At 65.2% G+C, this 22,910-nt stretch carries 21 protein-coding genes; 1 reads left to right on the forward strand and 20 read right to left on the reverse strand.

Translation table 11 applies throughout. The features are described from left to right. Positions 1 to 99 precede the first annotated feature (99 nt). Genes HUI96_RS16630 through HUI96_RS16660 form a run of 7 tightly spaced genes read right to left on the reverse strand, consistent with a single transcriptional unit; the run spans position 100 to position 9,616 of the window. Entirely contained in the window at positions 100 to 1,659 is a 1,560-nt protein-coding gene (locus HUI96_RS16630; protein WP_188255788.1) for an ABC transporter substrate-binding protein, read from the reverse strand. After that, positions 1,634 to 2,689, reverse strand: coding sequence for an oligopeptide/dipeptide ABC transporter ATP-binding protein (locus tag HUI96_RS16635; RefSeq protein WP_188255789.1), 1,056 nt, complete (start codon positions 2,687 to 2,689; stop codon positions 1,634 to 1,636). The genes HUI96_RS16630 and HUI96_RS16635 overlap by 26 nt, the downstream gene beginning before the upstream one ends. Continuing rightward, the gene (locus tag HUI96_RS16640; protein ID WP_188255790.1) at positions 2,686 to 3,651 is read right to left on the reverse strand and encodes an ABC transporter ATP-binding protein; all 966 of its coding nucleotides are present in this window, start codon (positions 3,649 to 3,651) and stop codon (positions 2,686 to 2,688) included. The genes HUI96_RS16635 and HUI96_RS16640 overlap by 4 nt, the downstream gene beginning before the upstream one ends. Next, positions 3,648 to 4,526: an ABC transporter permease gene (locus tag HUI96_RS16645; RefSeq protein WP_337918412.1), complete on the reverse strand. Its 879-nt coding sequence runs from the start codon at positions 4,524 to 4,526 to the stop codon at positions 3,648 to 3,650. The genes HUI96_RS16640 and HUI96_RS16645 overlap by 4 nt, the downstream gene beginning before the upstream one ends. Continuing rightward, positions 4,519 to 5,469 (reverse strand): ABC transporter permease, encoded by a 951-nt coding sequence (locus HUI96_RS16650; protein WP_188255792.1) that lies wholly within the window; start codon positions 5,467 to 5,469, stop codon positions 4,519 to 4,521. Before HUI96_RS16650 ends, HUI96_RS16645 begins: the two co-directional genes overlap by 8 nt. A 15-nt stretch (positions 5,470 to 5,484) precedes the next feature. After that, a complete protein-coding gene (locus HUI96_RS16655; protein ID WP_337918413.1) occupies positions 5,485 to 7,503 on the reverse strand; it encodes a CocE/NonD family hydrolase in 2,019 nt (672 codons plus the stop codon). A 19-nt stretch (positions 7,504 to 7,522) separates the two neighbouring features. Then, positions 7,523 to 9,616, reverse strand: a complete 2,094-nt coding sequence (locus HUI96_RS16660; protein ID WP_188255794.1) for an FAD-dependent oxidoreductase — start codon at positions 9,614 to 9,616, stop codon at positions 7,523 to 7,525. Positions 9,617 to 9,789: 173 nt separating this feature from the next. Here HUI96_RS16660 and HUI96_RS16665 point away from each other — a divergent pair, with 173 nt between their 5' ends. Then, positions 9,790 to 10,446 carry a TetR/AcrR family transcriptional regulator gene (locus tag HUI96_RS16665; protein ID WP_188255795.1) on the forward strand — a complete coding sequence of 219 codons (657 nt, stop codon included), beginning with the start codon at positions 9,790 to 9,792 and terminating at the stop codon, positions 10,444 to 10,446. 58 nt (positions 10,447 to 10,504) lie between these two features. On the opposite strand, the gene HUI96_RS16670 is transcribed toward HUI96_RS16665, so the two are convergent. The 13 genes from HUI96_RS16670 to HUI96_RS16730 all read right to left on the reverse strand — a co-directional run bounded on the left by HUI96_RS16670 (position 10,505) and on the right by HUI96_RS16730 (position 22,873). Next, a complete protein-coding gene (locus HUI96_RS16670; protein WP_188255796.1) occupies positions 10,505 to 10,873 on the reverse strand; it encodes a cupin domain-containing protein in 369 nt (122 codons plus the stop codon). A 28-nt stretch (positions 10,874 to 10,901) separates the two neighbouring features. Next, complete coding sequence (locus HUI96_RS16675) at positions 10,902 to 12,287, reverse strand: NAD(P)/FAD-dependent oxidoreductase (protein WP_188255797.1); 1,386 nt, start codon at positions 12,285 to 12,287, stop codon at positions 10,902 to 10,904. Positions 12,288 to 12,302: 15 nt separating this feature from the next. After that, positions 12,303 to 13,424 (reverse strand): ABC transporter ATP-binding protein, encoded by a 1,122-nt coding sequence (locus HUI96_RS16680; protein ID WP_188255798.1) that lies wholly within the window; start codon positions 13,422 to 13,424, stop codon positions 12,303 to 12,305. Positions 13,425 to 13,426: 2 nt separating this feature from the next. Further along, complete coding sequence (locus tag HUI96_RS16685) at positions 13,427 to 14,218, reverse strand: ABC transporter permease (RefSeq protein WP_188255799.1); 792 nt, start codon at positions 14,216 to 14,218, stop codon at positions 13,427 to 13,429. A gap of 1 nt (position 14,219) precedes the next feature. Next, positions 14,220 to 15,014 carry an ABC transporter permease gene (locus HUI96_RS16690; RefSeq protein WP_237684177.1) on the reverse strand — a complete coding sequence of 265 codons (795 nt, stop codon included), beginning with the start codon at positions 15,012 to 15,014 and terminating at the stop codon, positions 14,220 to 14,222. A 132-nt stretch (positions 15,015 to 15,146) separates the two neighbouring features. Continuing rightward, positions 15,147 to 16,229 carry an extracellular solute-binding protein gene (locus tag HUI96_RS16695; protein WP_188255801.1) on the reverse strand — a complete coding sequence of 361 codons (1,083 nt, stop codon included), beginning with the start codon at positions 16,227 to 16,229 and terminating at the stop codon, positions 15,147 to 15,149. Between the two features lie 34 nt (positions 16,230 to 16,263). Next, positions 16,264 to 16,902, reverse strand: a complete 639-nt coding sequence (locus tag HUI96_RS16700; protein WP_188255802.1) for a helix-turn-helix domain-containing protein — start codon at positions 16,900 to 16,902, stop codon at positions 16,264 to 16,266. A gap of 136 nt (positions 16,903 to 17,038) precedes the next feature. Continuing rightward, entirely contained in the window at positions 17,039 to 17,851 is an 813-nt protein-coding gene (locus HUI96_RS16705) for an SDR family NAD(P)-dependent oxidoreductase (protein ID WP_188255803.1), read from the reverse strand. Continuing rightward, complete coding sequence (locus tag HUI96_RS16710) at positions 17,848 to 18,849, reverse strand: sugar phosphate isomerase/epimerase family protein (RefSeq protein WP_188255804.1); 1,002 nt, start codon at positions 18,847 to 18,849, stop codon at positions 17,848 to 17,850. Before HUI96_RS16710 ends, HUI96_RS16705 begins: the two co-directional genes overlap by 4 nt. A 295-nt stretch (positions 18,850 to 19,144) precedes the next feature. After that, entirely contained in the window at positions 19,145 to 19,912 is a 768-nt protein-coding gene (locus HUI96_RS16715) for an SDR family oxidoreductase (protein ID WP_188255805.1), read from the reverse strand. Positions 19,913 to 19,924: 12 nt separating this feature from the next. Next, on the reverse strand, positions 19,925 to 21,046 hold the full coding sequence (locus HUI96_RS16720) for an ABC transporter ATP-binding protein (protein ID WP_188255806.1): 1,122 nt from the start codon (positions 21,044 to 21,046) through the stop codon (positions 19,925 to 19,927). Further along, on the reverse strand, positions 21,043 to 21,945 hold the full coding sequence (locus tag HUI96_RS16725) for a carbohydrate ABC transporter permease (RefSeq protein WP_188255807.1): 903 nt from the start codon (positions 21,943 to 21,945) through the stop codon (positions 21,043 to 21,045). The genes HUI96_RS16720 and HUI96_RS16725 overlap by 4 nt, the downstream gene beginning before the upstream one ends. Continuing rightward, the gene (locus tag HUI96_RS16730) at positions 21,938 to 22,873 is read right to left on the reverse strand and encodes a carbohydrate ABC transporter permease (RefSeq protein WP_188255808.1); all 936 of its coding nucleotides are present in this window, start codon (positions 22,871 to 22,873) and stop codon (positions 21,938 to 21,940) included. Before HUI96_RS16730 ends, HUI96_RS16725 begins: the two co-directional genes overlap by 8 nt. Between the last annotated feature and the right edge of the window lie 37 nt (positions 22,874 to 22,910).

Consider the following 22,910-nt stretch of genomic DNA (forward strand, 5'->3'; position numbering starts at 1 on the left):
AGACGACTTCTCTTCGAGACGTCATCTCGCTCTAAGTTTTTGTTTTGCCGCATGATCTCGTCCGAAAAGTCTGCAACTTTTCGGGATCATGCTTTGACGCTATGCGCTCTTCTTGAAAAAGACTGGATTGGGATGGCCGTCTGGATAGATCAGCGGCTGCATGCCGGTCCGATGGACGACCACGAGGGGCTCGTGGCAGATGAAGACGAAGCCGCCCGACTCCTCCATCAGGTCCTCCATCCTGTTGGCGAGCGCCACGCGCTTTTCCTCGTCGGTCTCCGCAACCAACTGCTGGTACTTCTCCTCGAATTCGGGGCTATCGAATCCGGACCAGTTGTAGGCGCCGATCTGCTCGGGGCGGGACCAGACGAGGTTTTCGGAGGGGTCGACGCCGCCGGCAAAATCCATCAGCACCAGGTCGAGGTTCTTGTAGGTGTCGCCTTGCGTCTTGTCGCCGAGGCCCCAATAGGCGGCTTCGTCATAGGGCTGGATCTCGACCTTGATCCCCGCCTGCTCCAGGCTCGCCTGGATGATCTGGGCCACCGCCATGCGCACCGAGTCGTTCATCACCGTCAGCGTGAGCGTGAGATCGCTCGCACCTGCCTCGGAAAGCAGCGCCATCGCCTTCTCGTAGTCCGGGGCGGCGATGGTGTTGCTCTTGCGCGCATACTTCGTGCCGGGCTGGACCACGCCAGTCGAGCGCGCTGTCAGATCGTTGTAGACGCCCGTGAGGATCTGGCTGACGTCGACGGCGTACTGGACCGCCTGCCGGACGCGCGGATCCTGCAGCCGCGGGCTCAGCATGTTGATGGTGAGCCACTGATAACGCGTCGACTGGGCCTCGATCACCGTCGTATCGGCGGGCGGGTTTGCCTTCACGTCCTTTGCCGCCGCGATCGCGACCTTGGTGTAATCGAAGCTGTCCGCCTCATAGGCAAGCTGCGCCGCCTGATCGTCGCTGACGATGTAGATTTCGACCTTCTGGAAGTCCGGCTTCGGTCCCGGCCAATCAGGATTGGGCGTCAGTGTCAGCTTCTGCTTCTGCTGCCAGTCGGAGAAGATGTACGGGCCGCAGGTCGCCGGCGGCTCGGTGGTGAACTTGCCCCCTGCCTTCTCGGTACCCGCCTTCGAGATGATGTGTCCGCCATAGTAGGGCAGGCTTACCACATAGATCGGCGCATAGGGGCTCTTCAGGTGGATGATGCCGCTCTGCTGATCCACCACTTCGACATGGTCGAGCTGCTCGAACTGGTAGGCCCACGGTGACGCGACGGCCGGATCGGCGATGCGCTCGTAACTGAACTTCACGTCCCCGGCGGTCACCGGACCGAGGCCATTGGACCACTTCAGCCCGTCGATCAGGGTGAATGCGATGGATTTGTCGTCACGCTGCTCCAGCGTCTTCGCACCCCACGGCATCCAGGGGGCGCCGTCGCGCAGATCGCCAAGGCGGTTCAGCGAGACGTAGAGGCAGCGCATCATCACGTCCTCGGTGCCGCCGATCATGAAGGCAGGATCGAGCGTCTGCAGATCGCCTTCCATGCGGATGCGCAGGGTGTCCCCTACGGCCGCCCAGGCAAAGCCGGGTCGAACCGCGGCAGCCGCGGCAAACGCGCCGGCCAGCTTCAAGAAACTACGCCTGTCGGTGTTCCACTTCATTGCTGCTTCCCCTTCTGTTTATGGGAGCCGGAATGGCGGCATCCCGCTCTTGTTGTTCGATCTCCATCGGGTAATGGCAGCGGACATTCCGGCCCGGCGCCACCGCTTGGTAAGCCGGCGCTTCCGCGCGGCATCGCGGCTGCGCGAACGGGCAGCGCGCGTGGAATTCGCAGCCCGCCGGCCGGCTGAAAATGCTCGGTATCTCACCCCTGATGGCGAGTTCGGTGCGCTTTCGGCGGGGATCGGGCACCGGCTCCGAGCGGATCAATGTCGCCGTATAGGGGTGCAGCGGCCGCTTGAAGACCTCGGCGGTCGGCCCGGTCTCCACCAGCCGCCCGAGATACATGATGGCGAGGCGGTCGCTGACGTGTCGGATCATCGAGAGATTGTGCGTGATGATGATCGCGGCGAATCCGTGCTCGCGGCGCAGGTCCGCGATCAGGTTGAGCACCTCGCCCTGCACCGACACGTCGAGGCCTGCCGTGGGTTCGTCCGCGAGCAGCAGGCGCGGCCTCAGCGCCAGCGCCCGCGCGACGCCGACCCGGCGCGCCTGGCCGCCCGAAAGCTCATGCGGATAGAGCTGCGCCACGGATTCCGGCAGTCCGACCTGGGCGAGCATGCTTCTGACCAAAGCGCTGCGATCCCCGACGGCCATCCGCCGTATCGTGAAAGGCTCGGCCAGAAGCGTGCCCACTCTCAGGCGCGGGCTGAGCGAACCAGTCGGATCCTGGAACATCATCGCGGACTGCCGGCGCAGGGCGCGGAAATCGGCAGGCGTCCTGACCTCCCTCCCCTCGAAGGTGATGCGGCCGGCGGAGTGGCGCGTGAGCCCGAGCATGGTACGCGCCAAGGTCGTCTTGCCGGAGCCGGACTCGCCGACCAAGCCCAGCGTTTCCCCGGGCAAGACGAAGAGCGTCACGCCTTCGAGGATGTTGAAGAGTTTTCGAGGCCACGGATTGAGCAGACGCGAAACGAAATTTGGCCTGAGCAGGCTGACGTCGAGGTCTTCCGTCGCCAGCAGCGCGCTCATAGGACCACCGCATGGCACCGGGCGACGTGCCCGGTCGGCAGCACCTTGGCCGCAGGGTGCGTCGTGTGGCAGGGCGCGAACACCCGCGAGCAGCGGGCGGCAAAGGAGCAACCCGGCGGCGGATCGATGAGGTTCGGCGGAGCTCCCGGGATCGTCGGCAGCCGCTCAAGCCTCTCGTCGAAACGGGCTGGGTCGCAGGCGAGCAGCGCGCGCGTATAGGGATGGCGGGGGCGGTCAAAGATCTCCTCGACGTCGCCCGCCTCCAGCACCTCGCCGCCATACATCACGTAGACGCGGTCGCACAGCTCGGCGATGACGCCGAGATGGTGCGAGACCAGCACGATGATGCCGTTGTATTCGCGCCGCAGCTCCGCCAGCAGATGGACGATCTGCGCCTCCATCGTGACGTCGAGCGCCGTGGTCGGCTCGTCGGCAATCAGCAGTCCGGGATCGGTCAGCAGCGCCGCTGCGATCGCCACCCGCTGCCGCATCCCGCCCGAGAGTTCGTGCGGGTAGCTGTTCATCCGCCGCTCCGGATCGGAGATGCCGACGCGCTCCAGCATCGCGGCGATCCGCCTGCGCTTCTCGGCACGCCCGAGGTCCGACCGATGGTGCTGGAAGTCGACGAGTTGATCACCGACGGTCAGCACCGGGTTGAAGGCGGTCATCGGGTCCTGGGAGACGAGCGCGATTTCGTTTCCCTGAAGCATGCGCCTGCGACAGGGATCGAGCCCGACGAGATCAGTCCCGCCGTAACCGATCGCACCCTCAACCATGGCGTTGGGCGGCAGCAGATTGGCCAAAGCCGACACGAAGGTGGATTTTCCGCAGCCGCTCTCGCCGACGATGCCGATCACCTGCCCGGGTTCGGCATCGAGATCGACATGGCGCAGTGCGTGGACCTCGCCGCGCGGGGTCTGATAGCGGACGCTGAGGTCCCGGACCGCGAGGCTTGCGCTCATGCGGGCCGCCTCAGCTTCAGGCGCGGATCGAGGCTGTCGCGCAGGCCCTCGCCGAGGAAGGTGAATCCCAGGGTTGCGAGCACCAGCGGCAAGCCGCCGAAGATCACGACGAAGGGCGCGGAGCGGATGCTGGTGTAGCCATCATAGAGGATGGAGCCCCAGGACGGTGTGGGCGGCCGCACGCCGAGTCCCAGGAAAGACAGGCCCGCCTCCACCATGATGACCACGGGAATGTCCATTGACAGAAGAATGATGAGCGGCCCGACCACGTTCGGCAGGAGATGGACGAGCAGAATACGGAGCGGATGGGCATCCATCAGCCGCTCGGCGAGGATGTAGTCGCTGTTCTTCAAGGCGAGCGTCTGCGCGCGGATCAGCCGCGCGTAACTCGGGAACGAAGTCGCCGCGATGACGAAGATGAGTGTACCGGTGCCCGTACCCAGAACCGTGATGATCGCCAGGGCGAACATGATCATCGGCAGCGAGTTGAGGCTGTCGAACACTAGCACGAGCACGCCGTCCAGCCAGCGCGGGCCATAGCCGGCGATAAGACCGAGCAGGAGACCGACGCTGCCTGCTACGGCCACCGAGCCGATGGCGATCGTCAGAGCGGTGCGCGCGCCATGAATGATGCGGGACAGAAGATCGCGGCCGAGATGGTCGGTTCCGAACCAGTGCTCCGCCGAGGGCGGCTGAAGCTTGTGGAGCACGTCGATCTTCGTGGGCGGATAGGGGGCAAGCCACGGCGCGAAGGCGGCCATCATCAGGAACACGATGACGATTACCAGCGCCGCGAGCGTGACCGGATTGGAGGCCAGCGCCCGCAGAAGCGGGAAATGTCCCCACCCGCGACGCGTCTGGACCGCCTCAGCCACGAAAGACATCGCGCACCCGCGGGTCGAGCCGCGCGATCAGCAGATCCGCGGCGATTGTGATGGTCACGTAGATGGCTGTCATGACGAGCACGGTGCCCATCACCACCGGATAGTTGCGCGTGTTCACCGCGTCGGTGATGAGTTTTCCTATGCCCGGGCGAGCGAAGACGGCCTCGACGAAGACCGCGCTCGAAAGGATGCCCCCCAATCCGACCGCGACCAGGGAGATGGTCGGGATGATGGCGATGCGCAGTGCGTATTTGCCGACGATCTTCCACTCCGGCAGCCCGAAGGATCGCGCCGTGCGGATATGCGGCTCGCCCATCACCTCCATCATCGAGGCCCGGACCATCCGGGCGATGTAGCCGATCCAGCCGAGCGCGATCGCCATTACGGGCAGGATCAGCGCCCGGACCTGGCTGCCGATGTCGCCCGCCTCGCCGGCTCCGATCGCCGGCAGCCAGCGGAAGGTGACGGCGAAGATCAGCAGCGAATAGATCGCCACGACGAAGGACGGCACCGCGATCACGCCGACCGACAGCATGCCGATCGCGGTGTCGACGACGGTGCCCCTGCGGATGACCGAGAGGCAGCCGATCGGCACGCCGATGATCAGGGCCGTGGCAAGAGCCGCGATGCCGAGCGCCAGCGTCTTTGGCAGCGCCTCCATGATCAACGCGGAAACCGGGCGGTTCGACCAGACGTCGTAGCCGAGATTGCCGGTGAGCGCGTTGCGGAAGAACTCGATGATCTGCCGCCAGACCGGCTGGTCGAGGCCCATCCGCTCGATCAGCATGCGCTTCAGTTCAGGCGTGGCGCGCGGGCCCAGCGCAACCGTGGCAGGGTCCCCGGGGATCAGGAAGACGGCGGCATACATCGCCACCATCACAAAGGTCAGGATCAGGACACCGAGGCCAATGCGTTTCACGGCGTAGGTGAGCATTGGCTTGCCGCTCCCTCAGGCGAAATCGCGCCTGATGCGCTGCGTCGCCGAGGCGCTGTGCACCAGCCGCCCTCGTTCCCGCGCCTCGAGCAGCCAACTGAGACTGAAGTGCGTCTCGTCGGCCGTGAGTTCCGTACGCGCCGAAGCCTCCATGTCGGCGTCCCCGCTTGCAACCGCCCAACGATACTCCGTGACCAGCTTTGCCGATAGCGGGTCGTCTGCGCAAATGCTCATCACGTCCCGATTGGAGGAAGAGACGGTGATGCCGCGATCTTCATAGCGGGTCCGGCCGTGATCCGAGGTAAGCGTAATGGTCTGGTTGCCGCTGCCGACATCGTCGACGACCACGCGGCTGTCATGGCCGGGCTCGAGGACGGTCGAGGGGACAGGGGGCGCGATCTGAGCTTCCTCGAACCTGACCTCCCTGTCGCGCGGAGAGCTTGGGCGGATAGGCAGGACCGCCCTGCTCTCGCCCAGCACGACATTGAGCGTGGAGAGGTGCGGCTGCGGCCACAGAATGGGCCAGTGCTGGTTGGCGATGGCCAACCGAATGCGATGGCCCTTCGGTACCAGGCGAGCGAAATCGTTGAGCTTGAGCCGCACCCGGAATGGCTCGCCGACGGGGCAAGGCGCCGGGTGGTCATGGCTCTCCCTATGGCTGAGGTTGAGCACGCCATAGGTCATCAGCGCCGAGGTGCCGTCGGGATAGACGTCGCACAGCCGCGCCGCGAGATTGACGTGCGGCTGGTCGACGGTGACGAGAAGATCGAGCTCGACCGCGCCGAGCAGGGTCGTGTCCTGATCCAGCGGCTCGGTGTCGAAGCACAGCGCAAGGCCGTCCTCCCGACGCTGGTCGATCGCCATGTCGGGGCAGCTTCCGCCGTAGCCGCCCCATCGGCCACAGTCGCGTCCAGCATTCGCCGGTGAGCGCACCGACTGGGTTGCGCCGCTGATCCCCGGGTCAGAGCTCAGCCGTCCGTCTTGCAGATGAAGGACCCGGCGCTCGATCCGCGGCGACGGCCATTGCTCCTCAGCAGCCCAGGTGCCTGCGTGACCCGGCAGGTAGTAGGGCTTTGGGCGTTCCTCGCCGGTGATCCAGACCCGGTAGAGCGGCTCGTCCATGATGCCGGTGTCTTCGCCGCACAGCCAATGCCGCCACCAGCGCAGCGCCTCCTGGAGATAGCCGATCAGCGGACCGGGGGCTCCGCGGCAGGGGTAGGAATGCGACCATGGCCCCATGATGCCGAGCTTCGGACCTGGGAGATGCTCGAGCAGGCGCGGCACGAAGTTCGAATAGGAGTCTTCCCAGCCGCAGACGGCCATGACCGCGCATTGGATCGCGGAAAAATCCTCGCAGACGGAGCCCTGCTTCCAGTAGTCGTCGCGCCGCTGATGCCGCAGCCAGATCTCCGAAAGCGACCGGGTGCTTTCCAGCCGCTGCTGCCAAAGACGGCGCCATGCTTCGCCGATGATCTGCGGATCGGGCGGCATGGCCTTCTTCACCAGCATGAAGTTGGACCACATCTCTTGCTCGGTCAGCAGCGCGCCGCCCATGTAGTGGATGTCGTCGGCGTAGCGGTCATCGCTGGCGCAGAGCGTGATGATCGCCTTCAGCGCCGGCGGGCGGCGGACCGCCACCTGCAGGGAATTGAAGCCGCCCCAGGAGATGCCGGTCATGCCGACATTGCCGTTGCACCAGGGCTCTGCGGCAAGAGCCGCGATGATCTCGCAGGCGTCCTGCTGTTCGCGCTGCGTATATTCGTCGGCGAGATCGCCTTCCGAATCCCCGCTTCCGCGGATGTCGATGCGGGCATATGCGATCCCGTGGCCGGCGTACCAGGGCGCCATCTCCATGTCGCGCGCAACGGTACCGTCGCGCCTGCGGTAGGGCACCATCTCGACGACCACGGGCACCTTGCGGTCGGTGACCGGGCGCCAAAGCGTGTAAACGATCCTTATCCCATCCGAGAGGGTGATGAAGCCCGGATCGAGGCAGTCGACCTCAAAAGGAAAGCTGTCGACGACGCGAGTCACCACGCTCCTCCTGCGTAGGTCATTCCGCCGCCTCCGTCTGCGGCGCAAATTCCTCCTCGCCGAAGGGGGTGTCGCGCCGCGCCGGCCGCACCTCCTGCCCAAGTTCCTGCGCCAGCTTGTGGCCGCTGTAGACGGCATGGACGATGGCGCCGGGGGCCAGCGCATCGCCGATCCGCTCGATGCTGCTGACGCCCGCCGCCTTGAGCTCCGCCATCCGCGCCGTGAGCTCGCGATAGAGTTCGTCGCGGGGGCTGCGCAGGCCGACGATGACCAGCGAACGCGCGGCGATCTGCGTGACCTCGCCCGTGAACAGATGGGAAAGCCGGACTGCCTCGCCGTCGAAGCCGGCGACCGTCCGGAGGGTGGTCACCGGCACGCCGCGGCGCGTCAGCGCGCGATGCACCAGCGGCAGCTCGTTGGACATGATGGTCCAGGCCGAGGCATGGCCGGCGGGCGTCACATAATGGACATCGAGCCCCATCCCGGCCAGATGCTCGGCCAGAACGCCGCCCATGTAGTAATTGTCGAAGTCGAACAGGACGACAGGACCTTCCGGGATCCTCCCGTCCGCTATGTCGTCCGGCGTGAACACGCCCGGCCCATCGATCTGCCCCACCGGGATCTCGAGCGGGGAGTAGAGCATCTTCGTCCAGCGCGCGCCGGTCGCCAACACCAGATGATCCGGAGCGATGTCGATGATCTCATCAACGCCGAGGCGGCTTGCAGGAAACAGCGAGACATTCGTCATCTCGTTGAGGCGGCCAAGCCGATATTCGACCACCCGCCGCCACGCCGACAGGCCGGGAAGACGCGTCTCGAACCTGAGCCTTCCGCCAAGCTCCTCCGCTTCGTCGGCGAGCATCACCTCGTGCCCGCGCCGGCCGAGCGTCAGGGCGCATTCCAGTCCGGCAGGCCCCGCCCCGACGATCAGCACCTTCGACTTCCGGGCGGCTGGCCGGACGCGTTCGGGGTGCCAGCCGCGGCGCCACTCCTCGCCCGCGGTCGGGTTTTGCGTGCAGCGCACCGGCACACCGTCGTGCCAGCTCGAAATGCAGATGTTGCAGCCAATGCACTCGCGGATTTCGTCGAGGCGCCCTTCCCGGATCTTGGCCGGCAGGAAAGGATCGGCAATCGACGGGCGCGCACCGCCGATCAGGTCGAGAACGCCGCGCCTGATCTGCGAGACCATGCTGTCGGGCGAGGTGAATCGGCCGACCCCCACCACTGGTTTCTTGGTCATCCGCTTGACGAAGTCGATCACCGGTTCGTGGCTGCCCTCCGGCGCGAAGCGGGACGGCGCGCAATCGGTCGGGCTCGAATCCATCTTCACGTCGAAGAGGTCGGGGACCTCAGCGAGAAGCTCGATGACCTCATGGGCCTCCGACGGCTGGTGGCGTCCGGGCCGGCTGCGTAGTTCCTCCAGGCTGATGCGCAGGGCAACGCCGCAGTGCTGGCCGACCGCATCCTTGGTCACCTCGATCATCTCGCGGACGAAACGGACGCGGTTCTCGATCGAGCCGCCGTACTCGTCGGTGCGGTGGTTGTACTCGGGCATCAGGAACTCGTAGCCGAGGTAGCCCATGCCGGCGTAGACATAGACGATGTCGAAGCCCGCGGAGCGGGCTCGCAAGGCGGCTTCCGCCTGCCAGCGCAGCACGTCCCTGATGTCCGATTTGTCCATCGTCCGGGGCTTCAGATTGCCCATGAAGCCGACATGCGTCGCCATCCAGGGGATTCCCGAGGGCGAGAGAGGCGGGGTACGGGTGACGCGGTTCATGACGGATGCGCCGCCATGCCAGAGCTCTACGCCGGCAAGCGCGCCATGCCGGTGCACCGCCTCCGTCATCAGTGCATGGGCCTTGATGTCGCGCAGGTCCCACAGGCTGGCGAAGGGCAAAGGCGCATCGTCAGAGGTCGGATGGATGGAGCAGGCTCCGGTGCAGATGACGCCCCAGCCGCCTTCGGCCTTGGCCTCGCGGAAGGCGGCGCGCACGCGCGGCAGCGCGTTGGTCATGCCGCTGGCATGCGGGACCTGGTAGAAGCGGTTGGGGGCCGTCACCGGGCCAATTTTGACCGGTTCGAAAAGGATGTCGTAACGGCTGTCCCTCATCATTCCGCTTCGGCCGTAGCCATCCTCCCTAACGGAGCCCGGTCCAACTATAGCCCACAAGACAGGGCTCGCAAGCGAAATTATACGATCATATAACAAGGTCCGGTCGTGCTTCCCTGCTCGACCAGGAGCGGATATCAAGCTGCAAGGCGACTGGAACCGCGCACAGGTGGTGAATGCCTTCGACCAATCAGAAGAAGCCACGAGCGCATTTCCGCCGCGTTGCGCCGGACGATCGGGCCCGGCAACTCGCGGAAGCGACGCTGCGCTGTATCCAGAAGAAGGGGTCGGCGGGCATTTCCGCACGACAGATCGCAGCGGAAGCCGGGGTCACCCAGGGCCTCATCACGCATCATTTCGGCGAGATCGGCGAACTGGTGGCCTACGCCTTCGACGTGATGTCGGAGGGTCTCCTCGAAGCCATCATGGCGGCGACGGAGGCCGCTCCGAACACGCCCCAGGCGCGGCTGGAGGCCTATATCCAGGCCTCCTTTTCCCAATCCTTCTTCGACCAGGAGGTGTTACGCGTCTGGGTGGTGTTCTGGGGGCTCATCCTGCACTCGCCGCGCATGAGTTCATCCCAGAAGCGCGAGTACTCAGGCTTCCTGACCTCCATCGAGCGACTTCTGATCGATCTTGCAGCCAACGAAGGTTTCGTAATCGCGGACACGCGACTGGCCGCGATCGCCTTCAACGCCCTGCTCGATGGCCTGTGGCTGGCATGGTGCCTCAACCCGGAGGCATTCCGGCCGGAAGAAGGCGCCGCCCTCTGCCGGCAATGGGTGGAAGGCCTGCGCAGAGGCGCCTCGGCCCAACACCAAGCCGGCAGTTAGAGCACGAAGCGCCGATTTCGCGGCAGTGAGACCGGCGGGCAGGCCTGGCTCGCTTACATCAGCGAGCCGCGACACTGCCCTTGTGCATCACATAGAGCTTGCGGGTCTTTTCCTTCAGCACCCACTCGCCGCGCCAGCCCTGGGGCAGCGTGAGGAGATCGCCTGCCTTCAGTTCCTTGACCGTGCCGTCCTGGGTGCGCATTTCCACATGCCCGGAGATGATGTGGCACATTTCGGACGTGGTCGAGCGGTCGGCGGTGAAGCGGCCGGGCGTGCATTCCCACACGCCCACCTCCACCGTCCCATCCGGCGAGGTCCAGAGCGCCTTCGCCGCCTCGCGCTGGTCGCCTTCCACCGAAGTCGGCTTGGGTTCGGCCTCGCCCAGATCGATATCGGCGAGATGCTTGAAGACCTCCAAATCAACCAAAGTATGTGCTCCTGCTAAAATGAAATTTTCAGTGTCCGGTAAGCTTGTCGGCCAGCGTCGCGAGCCGCGAACTGTGCTGAAGTCCGCCCTCCTCGCGCCGATCGGCGAGGTTGTAGAGCTGGTACATGCTGTGCACGCCGAGCCAGCGCAGCGGCTCGGGCTCCCATTGCCGAACGGCGCGGTTGACCCAGGGCAGGCGTACGAGTTCAGTGTCGCGGCCGAGCACGAGGTCGCATAGCGTGCGGCCGGAAAGGTTCGAGGTCGATACGCCGAGGCCGACATAGCCGCCGGCCCAGCCCATGCCGCTCCTCTGGTCGAAGCCGACCGTGGTGCACCAGTCGCGCGGCACGCCGAGCACGCCGCACCAGGCATGGTCGATCCTGAGATCGCGCGTCTGCGGCAGGAGCCTGAGCAGGATGGCGTGCAGTTGGTCGATGGTCGCCTGCTGCGTCTGCCCCCGCACGTCGGTCTTCGAGTTGAAGCGGTAGGGCACGCCGCGCCCGCCCATGGTGATGCGGCCCTCGCGAGTGCGCTGCGCATAGCAATAGGCGTGCGCCGCGTCACCGAGCAACTCGTGACCCTTCCAGCCGATTTCCTCCCAAAGCGCGTCGGATAGCGGCTCGGTGACGATCTGGGCACTGTTCAGCGGCAGCCAGTTGCGCTTCTGGCCGGGCAACCCGGCGGTAAAGCCTTCCGTAGCGCGGATGATGATGGGGGCGCGCACCGTGCCGCGGTCGGTGGTCACCCTGCCCTTCTCGATGCCGGTCACCGTGGTCTGTTCGTAGATCTCGGCGCCCGCGCGTCGCACCGCCTCCGCCAATCCCCGCACCAGCTTGGCCGGCTGCACGCGGGCCGTGCCATGCACCACCTTTGCGCCCTGGATATTGTGGATGTTGATGCGGGCGCGGGCCGCCTTGGCGTCGAGCAACTCGACCTTGGTGGCCGGCGTGTCCCATTCCAGGGCTTCGGCATACATCGCCTTCACGCGCTCCCACTGCGCGGCGTTGGTGGCGACGGTCAGATTGTCGACGCGCAGGATGTCGGCGTCGATATTCTCCCGCTCCGCGACCGAGATAACCTCATCGACCGTGCCGGCCATGGCGTTCTGCATGGACACGACCGCCTGGCGACTCGATGCGGCCAGATACTTCTCGCGAGACCACGAGAAGCCGCCGGAAAGCCAGCCGCCGTTGCGGCCAGACGCACCGAAGCCGGCGAATTCCTTCTCCAGCAGGACCACGCGCAGCGAAGGATCCGCCTGTTTCAGGTAATAGGCGGTCCAGAGCCCGGTATAGCCGGCCCCGACGATCGCCACGTCGGCCTCCATGTCGCCGGGCAATGGCCCGCCCGGCGTCGGAATGCCGCCGATATCGGCATACCAGAATGAGATGTTGCCGTTGATCTTGGCTTGCATGGACTTCAAGGCCGGTTAGGTAAGGGTTTGATCGGCGGTACTGTCGTCGGCGAGCAGCTTGGCGTCGGCACCTGCGAAAGTGACTTCCACCGCCTCGCCGATGTCAAAACTCTGCTCGCCGAGCGGGGAGCGCACGATGGCGGTGGAGCCGTCCTTCAGCCGCACCTCGTATTTAGAGCCCGAGCCGAGATAGATCGCCTCAGTGACGGTACCGCTGAGCCGGTTGAGACCACTCTCGCCTTGGCCGTTGCCGCGGCGGCGCAGGGCGAGCTTTTCGGGCCGCAGAAGCAGCACCGGCGCACCGTTGCCCGGAAGGCGCTTGTCCATAGTAACCGTCTCGCCGGCGATCGAGATCGCAGTGCTCGTGCCGTCGCTGTTCGCCTGCCCGCGCAGCACGGTCGAATCGCCTATGAAGCGCGCCACGAACAGCGTCTGCGGCTCGTCATAGAGCTCGCGGCCAGTGCCGACCTGCTCGATGCGGCCGCGGTTGAACACCGCGATGCGGTCGGAAAGGACGAGCGCCTCCTCCTGGTCGTGGGTGACGTAGACGAAGGTCGTGCCGAGCTCGCGATGGATGCGCTTGATCTCGAGCTGCAGCCATTCCCTGAGCTTCTTGTCGAGCGCGCCGAGCGGCTCGTCCATCAAGAGCAGCGGCGGATCGAAGACGATGGCGCGCGCGAGCGCCACGCGCTGCTGCTGGCCGCCGGAAAGCTCGCTCGGATAGCGATGGGCGAAGTCCGACATCTTCACCATTTCGAGCGCCTGCTTCACGCGCTTCTCGCGCTCCGCCGAGGGCACCTTCCGGAGCGCGAGCGGATAGGCAACGTTGCGGCCGACCGTCATGTGCGGGAAGAGCGCGTAGTGCTGGAACACCACGCCGATATTGCGCTTGTGAGCGGGAATACCCACCACGCTGCTCCCGCCGACTTCGAGATTTCCGCCGGTGATCTCGGTGAATCCGGCAACCACGTTCAGCGTCGTCGTCTTGCCCGAGCCGCTTGGCCCGAGCAGCGTCATGAACTCGCCGGGACGGATGCCGAGCGATACGTTGTCCAGCGCGGTGAAGTTTCCGTAGACCTTGCTCACCGAGCGGATGTCGATGGCTGCACCGCGGCCCACTTGCTTGTTCTCCGCCATCGTCACGTCCTCCGCTCGCGTGCGAACAGCAGCAGACCGCCGCCGATCACGATGGTCGTGGTGAAGAGGAGGATGGTGCCCACAGCAGCGACCGTCGGATCGGCGTCGCGCGTGATGCTGGTATAGATCTGCACAGGCAGCGTCCTGAGATAGGGATTGGTGATGAAGAGCGAGACGATAATCTCGTCGAAGGAGGTCACGAAGGCAAAGAGCAGGCCCGACAGGATTCCCGGCAGGATCAGCGGCAGCGTGACCGTGCGGAACGTCGTCAGGCGACCGGCGCCGAGGCTGGTCGCGGCGAGTTCCAGCCGCTTGTCGAACACTTCGAGGCTCGCCGTGACGGCGATCAGCACGAAGGGGATGGCGAGCATGGTGTGGGCCAGCACGAAGCCGGGCAGCGTGCCCACCAGCCGCATGTCGAGATAGACGGCATAGATGCCGATGGCGAGCACCACGCCGGGGACCACCATCGGGGTGAGCAGAACCATGCGCAGAAGGCCGCTCGCCCTGCTCTTCATGCGGTCGAGGCCGAAGGCCGCGAGCGTGCCGACGATCGCTGCGAGGATGGCGACGAGGACCGCCACCTTGAGCGAGTTGATGAAGCTCGACGACCAGTCGGGGTTGTTCACGAAATTCGCATACCACTGCGTCGAAAACCCCTGCGGCGGGAAGGCGAGCGACTTGTTCTCGTTGAACGACATCGGCACCACGACGAGCGTGGGCGCGACCAGCCAGACCGCGACCAGCAGGCAGGCGAGTCCGAGGAGGACGCGGGTCATGGGACGCATCTGCATATCAGCGGCTCCCGGCCTGCTTGTAGCGCTGCCGCATCAAAGGCGCGGCGAGCGCGAGGAGAATGAAGGTGGATACCAAGAGCACCACGCCCATGGCTCCGCCGCGGCCCCATTGCAGCAGGCTCAGCACCTGGTTCTGGACCAGCGTCGACAGCATGGTGCTGCGCGGTCCGCCAAGCAGCGCAGGCGTGATGTAGAAGCCGAGCGCCAGGATGAAGACGATCACCGCGCCGGCATAGACGCCGGGCAGCGACAGCGGCAGGTAGACGCTGAAGAAGGCCTTCGACGGCCGCGCGCCGAGGCTGCGCGCCGCCTGGACGAGGCGCAGGTCGATCCCTCTCATCACGGAATACAACGGCAGGATCATGAACGGCAGCAGCACCTGCGCCATGCCGATGACGACGCCGGTCTGGGTGCGGATGAGCCGCACCGGTGAGAGGCCGGCCCCGCGCAGCATGGTGTTGATGACGCCGGAATCCTGCAGCAGGATCACCCAGGAAAGCGTGCGCACCACGCCGCTCACCCAGAAGGGCACGAGCACGCACAGCACCAGGACGAGCCGGACCTTCGGCCCGACCGCCGTCATCACGAAGGCATAGGGATAGGCGCAGATCACGCAGACCAGCGTGACCCAGGCCGAGATCGCGAAGGTGCGCTGCAGCACGATCAGGTTCACCGGCGTGCCGAAGAACCACGTGTAGTTCTGAAGACCCCAGTCCGGCTCGGCGAAACTGCGCATCGTAACGCTCACGAGCGGATAGCCAAGCACGGCGACGAGCAACACCAGCGCAGGCATGACGAGGAGCCATGGACCCAATGGCTTGCGTGTCCGCTTGGCCGCGGGCTCCGGCCGCGCGATGACGCGGCCAGGATCGGTTTCGACGAGAGGACTGGAAGTCATATCAAGCTACGGCTGATGAGGGCCGGCTCAGTTGCCGGCCATCACCGCGCTCCACTTCTCCAGTGCGGCTTGATGGTTCTCGACCCAGAACTTGATGTTCTGCTGATAACCCTGCTTATGCCGCTCCGGCGTGTTGGTCATGAAGTCCGCGACGATCTGCTCGACCTTGGGCTGCGCATCCTTGTGGATCGGCGAATAGGAGGTCTTCTCCGCCATGACCTCCTGCGCGTGCTTGCCGACAGCGTAGTTGATCAGCGCGTGCGCGGCATCCGGATCCTTCGCGCCGACCGGGATCGTCAACTGGTCCATGACGACGAGCCAGTCCTGCCAAGCCGGGGTGTACTGCGCGCCGTTCTTGACCGCCGTCATGGCGCGGCCGGTCCACATCATGATCATGTCGGCTTCGCCGGATTCGGCGAGTTGCTGCGACTCCGCGCCCGTCTTCCAGTAGATCGTGTCGGGGCCGAGATTGCGGACCACCTCCAGCGCCTTGTCGATGTCGTCAGCGGTCATGTTCTCGGCCGAGCCGCCGGTCGAGAGGATCGCCTGCTCAAGGAAGCCGCCAGTCGGTTCGCCGCTGCCGTCGATGGCGCGCACGCCGGGGAATTTCTCGGTGTCGAAGAAGTCCTTCCAGCTCTTTGGCGGGTTATCCTTGTAGGTGTCGTTCTTGTACATCAGCACCACGCCATAGTTCATGGCGGGCACGCTGCATTCGCTGACCTGACCCTCGGGGATGTTGGACACGTCGATCTTGGAGAAGTCGAGCTTCTGGAAGAGCGTGCCGCAGTGGACGTAGGGCGGCAGGTCGCCGGTATCGACCACGTCCCAGGTGACGTTGCCGGACTCCACCTGCGCCTGGACCTTGGCGATCTCGGTCGGCCCGTCCTGGAGCAGTTGAACGCCGGTCTTGTCGACGAAGTCCTTGAGCGAGGCGACCTGGCCGTCCTGGTAGATGCCGCCGAAGGAGACGAAGGTCAGCGTCTTGCCCTTGAGCGAGCCTTCCTTGGTGTCGCCCGCAACCGGCTTGTCCTGTGCAGTCGCGCCGGCGCAGAGCGCGCCGATGATCAGTGCCGCGGCGCTGGCGCGGAGCAGTTTGTTTCGGGTTGTCATTGCAGTTCCTCCCAATGTTGTTGGCTGGGTTTCCTCACCCGGCGGGCTGCCAGGCGACATATTTCTCCAAATCGGTGCGAGCCGAAGTCGGCGGCGCGATGATCCACATTACTTCCGCCCGCCCGTTGCCGATATTCACAGTGCGGTGCGGCGTATTGGTCGGATATTCGATGCTGTCGCCTTCCTCGAGGACGTACCTGTCCTGTCCGAGGCTGACCTCGACCACACCCCGCAGCACGGTCAGCATCTCGTGGGCTTGCCCGTGGGTGTAGAGGTCGGGCCCGGTGGATCCGCCGATCTCGAACTCGCCGATATAGACCTCGAAGTTGCGCACCGGGCGCGCGGACAAGAGCGTCTTTCGGCAGCCGTCGGTGGGCGGCAGCGAGGGGCGCTGGCTGCGCTTCAAAACCCTGTGCGCTGCGGCTGAACGTTCTTCAAACAATTCGGCGACACTGATACCGAGCGCGGAGGCGATCTGGTTGAGAGTCGAGGTGCTGGCACCCGTCAGCCCGCGCTCAAGCTGGCTGAGAAAGCTGGCGCTGGTTCCGGCGAGGTCTGCCAAGTCGCGCAGGGACAACTTACGTGCCGAACGCAGGTGGCGAATCCGGCTGGCAAGCTTCTGCAGCGCGTCGCGCTGGTCACCCGCAGCTTGTTCGGCGCTATCTCCCGCCATGAACTCCTACACTCCCACTGAACGCTAGTGTTCAGTCAGAATGCATGGCTGTCAAGCGTGAAGGCGCAGTTTTTGGCACAGCGCATTGGCTGCAGCGGAGAACTTCGCCGAGGACGTTGCATCCTGATTGGCCTCATCAGCCGGGGAAGATGGTAAAACCGCCATCGACGCGGATCACCTGCCCGTTGATGAAGCGCGCGCGGGGGCCAGCGAGGAAGGCCACGGCCTCGGCGATCTCATCCGGCTCGGCATAGCGGTTGAGCGATCGTTTCGAGGAATCCATCCGGCCCGGATCGACGACCCGGGTCGCCTGGAAGCGTGCCGTCTTCGTCGCGCCCGGGCTGACGGCGTTAATCCTCACCCCGTCCTCGATGAGTTCCTTGGCGAGGCAGCGCGTGTAGTGCACGACGGCGGCCTTGAGGGTGGAATAGACCACTTCCGGCGAGCAGCCGATATGGGCGGCAGCCGAGGCGATGTTGATGACCGAGCCGGAACCGCGTTTCACCATCGGCGGCACGAAGGCCTGGCAGACCAGCATCGTCCCGATCAAATTGTTTTCGGTGAGGACCTTTATGTCCTCATAGTCGATGTCGAGTGCGTTGTTCGGGTTGGGCTTGCCGCCCTTGGCGCCGATGTCGCCGCCGGCGCAGTTGACCAGCACGTGTACGTCGCCGAGCTCGGTCTCGATCTTGCGCTTCATCTCCGCGACGGCCGCGCGGTCGCCGATATTGCCGGTGACCGCGGTCACCCGCGTACCATGCCGGGCGAGGCGCTTGGCCGACTCGCCGAGATCGGCGAACTCGCCGTATTTGGCGGGCTGGGTCCAGTCCATGTCGTGGATCACAACGTCGGCTCCGAGTTCGGCGAGGCGATCGGCCATGACATGGCCCAGGCCGCGTCCGGATCCGGTGACAAAGGCCGTCAGGCCGCTGAGTTCGCGCGTTGTCATGTAGGGTCCTCCACAGTGATGAAACCGAGTTCCTTCATGTTGGCGGCGCTGCGCCGGATCATGTCGAGCTCGTAGGAAACAAGGTCTTGGTCGTCGCCACGCTCCCAGGGCGTGCGGTAGTCCACGTCGTCGGGCAGCCGGTTGCGCTGCGCGGCGCGAAGGCAGGCGGCAAACTCGCGCGCCGTCTTCTCCGGATAGCCGTTCCACCATTCGTCGTTGAGAAAGCGCACATGCCGCGCCTCCAGCGCTCCGGGTTCGACCACCGCTGGCAGTTGCGGGTGATGCTCGGCGAGAATCGCCACGAGCTCACGGAACGGCACAGCGCCGTCGCCGATGGCGCAGCGCACGAGCCGGTAACCCTCGCCGGTGAACTGGACGCGATAGTCCTTCAGATGCAGGTGGCGCACGAGAGGCGCGATGCGGCGAGTGAAACCGAGCGGGGCCTCGCCGACCGGAAATGTGTTGCCGGTGTCGAAGGTAATGCCTACGGCCGGGCCGCCAACCTCACAGAAGGCGACGAGTTCCGCGCTGCCGAAATCCTGGTGGTTCTCGATAGCGAGAACGCGGCCTTCCAGCGCCGCCCGCGGCCCCCACTCCTTCAGGGCGGTGCGGATTGCCGAGTTGAACTCGGTCCATTTCTCGCTCCAGGCATTGCGGTCGCCGCAGAGCACCGGCGTCAGCGCCGTCCGGATGATTTTGGCGTCCAGGAGCCTCGCCGCTCGGAACGCATTGTCGAGCGGTCCGGATATCAGATAGCCGCCGCTTACCACCGGGGTCATACCGAGCCCGTCAAGGCGATTGCGCAGCGACATCACCTCGTCATCGGACATCGCCGTCAGCCACGGCTCGAAGATCTCCAGCGTCTTTGCGCGGAGTTCGGTGGCGAGTTGGATGAAAGCTTCCAGACCTGCGCCATTCGGATTGGCGCGCGGCGTGTTTCGCCCCTGCAGGCCAAGGTGATAGGTGAGGCCGTAGGGGTTCAAGCCGATGCGCAGCATAGGACAGCCCGTTTCGAAAGCGGCCGGTAACGACCTGGATGTCGATTGAAGGAGCAGCTTTCGACCCCCACTCCGGTTTGCCGCGCAAACCACCTCTCCCCCGATCGACCAGGGAGAGGAAGGGCGCATGCCTTTCCACAGCGTGCCCTTTGATTCACCGCGCCAGAAGAGGCGAATGCGTCGCGGCCGGGCTTTCCTCTCCCCCGTCGATCGGGGGAGAGGTAGTTTGCGCAGCAAACCGGAGTGGGGGTCGACAAAGTCCTGGTAAGCCCAGCAGCAAAGCGATGCGCCCCCATCACCGCAGCCCGGCGTCGACGATGATGGACTGCTTGGTGATCATCCGACTGTCATCCGCCGCCAGGAATAACGCGGTGCGGGCGATCTCGTCGCCGAGCAGCACTTTTCGGATCAGCTGGCGCGCCACCGTCTGGTCGACCGCATCCTGCGTCTTGAACCACAGCTGGCGCTGCCGCTCAGTGATCACCGCCCCCGGTTCGATCGCGTTGACGCGGATATTGTCCGGGCCGAAGCCGCGGGCGAGCGCACGCGTCATGCCGACGATCGCTGCCTTCGCAGTGGCATAGACGGCCATCTGGTCGGCGCCGAAGCGCCAGGAGATCGACGACATGTTGATTATGGAGCCGAAGCCCAGTTCCTTCATGTGCGGATGCACGGCCTGGGCGGCGAAGAACTGGTGCTTCAGGTTCACGTCCTGCGTGCGGTCCCAGTAGTCGGGCGTGACGTCGGCGATGGCATGGCGATCGTCATTGGCGGCGTTGTTCACCAGCGCGGCAACCGGTCCGAGCTTCCGTCGTACCCTCTCGATTGCGTCCCGTAGCGCCGGGATATCGGTGAGATCGCACCCGAGGAAGAATGGCGCGTGGCGTGATGTTCGAGAGACCTCCTCGACGAGCATACGCCCGGCCTCTGCCTGGATATCGAGGAAGGCGACGCGCGCATCGTTCCGCGCGAAGGCGCGGACCATGTCGGCGCCGATCCCGGAGGCGCCTCCGGTGATCAGCACGACGCGATCGGCCAGGCTCGGATATTTGGCGAAATTCACAGGTGAGGACTTTCAAAGAAGGGACTGCGTAGCGGGATCGAAGAGGCAGGCACGCGCCATATCGATGCCCAGCGTCATGGTTTCGCCGACCCGCGGCGCGGTGTCGGGATCGAAGCGGCCGGTGACCTCGAGATCGCCAAAGCGCAGCACGGCGAGGGTTTCGGCGCCTGTCGGCTCGACCAGGTCGACCGGCGCCTGCACAGCGGCAAGACCGGGCTTGCGCTGCCTGAGGTCGTCGGAGAAGCGGTAGATGTGCTCCGGGCGGACGCCGAGCACGACGTTCTTCGGCGCGCGCGTCGGCAGGGCCTGCGCGAGCGGCAAGGCCGCGCTGCCGCCATTGACGGTTCGGATCGTCACTGCCGCGCGGCCTTCGCCATCGCTCAGTTCGGCCGGAATGAAGTTCATCGCCGGAGAACCCATGAAGCCGGCAACGAACATGTTGGCCGGGCGGCTGTAGATCGTCTGCGCCGCATCGAACTGCTGGACCGAACCCTGGTGCATCACCGCGATGCGGGAGGCGAGTGTCATCGCCTCCACCTGGTCATGGGTGACATAGACAGTGGTCTTGCCGACGCGGTTGTGTAGCTTCTTGATCTCGGTGCGCATGTCCACGCGCAGCTTGGCGTCGAGGTTGGAGAGCGGCTCGTCGAACAGGAACAGTTTTGGATCGCGCACCAACGCCCGACCCATGGCGACGCGCTGCCGCTGGCCTCCCGAAAGTTGGCCGGGCTTGCGGTTAAGCAGCGGCTCGATCTGCAACAGCGCGGCCACGCGCTTGACCGCGTCGGCCTGCTCGGCCTTCGGCACGCCGCGGCTCTCCATGCCGAAAGTGATGTTTTCGCGCACCGTCATGGTCGGGTAGAGCGCGTAGGACTGGAACACCATCGCGATGTCACGGTCCTTGGGCGGCACGGAGTTGACCAGCCGATCCCCGATCCAGATCTCGCCCGAGCTAATGCTCTCCAGCCCGGCGATCATGGCGAGCAGCGTGGACTTGCCGCAGCCGGAAGGGCCGACCAGCGCGATGAACTCTCCCGGCTGCGCCTCGAGATCGATGCCCTTCAGCACGCCGACTGCGCCGAAGCTCTTGTGGACGTTGCGGATCGTGAGCGCGGAGAAGGTTCGGCTGGTCATTTGATTGCCCCCTGCGTCAGACCCCGCACGAAATACTTGCCGCCCAACAGGTAGATCAGCAGCGGCGGCAGCGCGCCGATGAGCACGGAAGCGCTCATCACGTCATAGGCGCGCGCGGTGGTGCCGCTCGCCGTCAGCGCGACCAGCGCGGCCGTGATCGGCTGCTGCTGGCCGGAGGTGAAGACGACGCCGAAGAGATACTCGTTCCAGATGCCGGTGAACTGCCAGATCACCGTGACGATCAGGATGGGCGGCGAGAGCGGCAGGATGATCTTGCGGAAGATCCGCCAGAATCCGGCGCCGTCGATGCGGGCCGCTTTGATCAGGTCGTCGGGGATACCGAGGTAATAGTTCCGGCAGAAAAGCGTGGTGAAGGAAATGCCCTGGATCACGTGGACCAGGATCAGGCCGTAGGTCGAATTGGTCAGCCCGAGCTTTCCGAGGACGAAAGCCCACGGCATCAGCGCGATCTGCCCAGGCATGAACACGCCGAGCAGCATGCAGGTGAAGAGCACTTCCGAGCCCTTGAAGCGCCACTTGGACAGGACGTAGCCGTTGATGGCGCCCAGCAGCGTGGAGATGATGGTCGCCGGGATCGTCATCCAGAGCGAGTTGAAGAAGTTGCGTTTCATGCCCTCGCAGGTGCCGGCGATGCAGTAGCTGCTCCAGGCGTCCCGCCAGGCGTCCAGCCGGAAGGTCTGCGGCAGCGAGATCAGGCCGTTGCGCGCGATCTCCTCCTGCTCGCGGAAGGAGTTGAAGACGACCACCAGCAGCGGGACCAGGTAGATCGCAGCAAAGAACGTCAGCACGCCGTAGATCGCGAACCGGGTCCAGAAGTGCCTGCGGCTCGCCGCCGCGGCCTCCGCGTCGAAGAGGAGTGCCGCCGCCTGCTCAGCCATGGCCGCTCTCCCTGCGCCGGCGCCACACGACCCAGAACGAGTAAGGCACCAATACCACGGCTAGGGCGGCAAGCATCATGACTGCGGCTGCCGCGCCCTCGCCGATCTGCCCGCGCTGGAACATCAGGTCGTAGACATAGATGGCCGGGAAGGTGGTGGAGACGCCCGGTCCGCCGCGAGTGAGCGCCGCCACGAGGTCAAAGGTCTTTATGGCAAACTGGATCTGGATGACGGCGACCGCTAGGAAGATCGGCGCGATCGTCGGCAGGACGACCTTGCGATAGGTCCGGAAGGCGGAAGCGCCGTCGATCTGCGCTGCCTTGACCAGGTCGGGGTCGACCGAGCGCAGCCCGGCGAGGAACAGCGCCATGGCGAAGCCCGAGGACTGCCAGACGCCGGTGATTATGACCGCATAGATCGCATAGTTGCGGTCGGCGGTGAGCGCGAAGCTGAAGTCGCTCCAGCCGAGGCTGCGCACCAGCGCCTGGATCCCGTCGACGGGATTGTAGAGCCAGTTCCACACCGTGCCGGTCACGATGAAGGACACCGCCAGCGGATAGAGGAAGATGGTGCGCCATACGGCTTCGCCGCGCACCCGCTGGTCGATCAGGATCGCCAGCAGCAGGCCGACCGCCATCGAGCCGACGATGTAGAAGCCGCTGAACAGGAAGAGGTTGGTGTAGGCGATGTTCCAGCGCCGGTTCGACCAGAGCGAGACGTAGTTCTGAAGGCCGGCGAAGTCGTAGCTCGGCAGCAGCGACGAGTTGGAGACCGACAGATAGAGCGTCCAGGCCGTGAACAGGAAGACGTAGACGAAGCTGGCGGCAAGCGAAGGCGCAAGCACCAGGATCGGCGCCCAGGTGCCGATGCGGTCACGCCAGGGCCGTGGCGGCGCGGTTATCGGGATGGTCAGGTCCTGCGTCGACATCGCGCGCCTGCTGAAATGGCCCGGGCGCGAAACACAC

The organism is Pseudaminobacter soli (ex Zhang et al. 2022), assembly GCF_014595955.1.
GTDB lineage: Bacteria > Pseudomonadota > Alphaproteobacteria > Rhizobiales > Rhizobiaceae > Kumtagia > Kumtagia pseudosoli.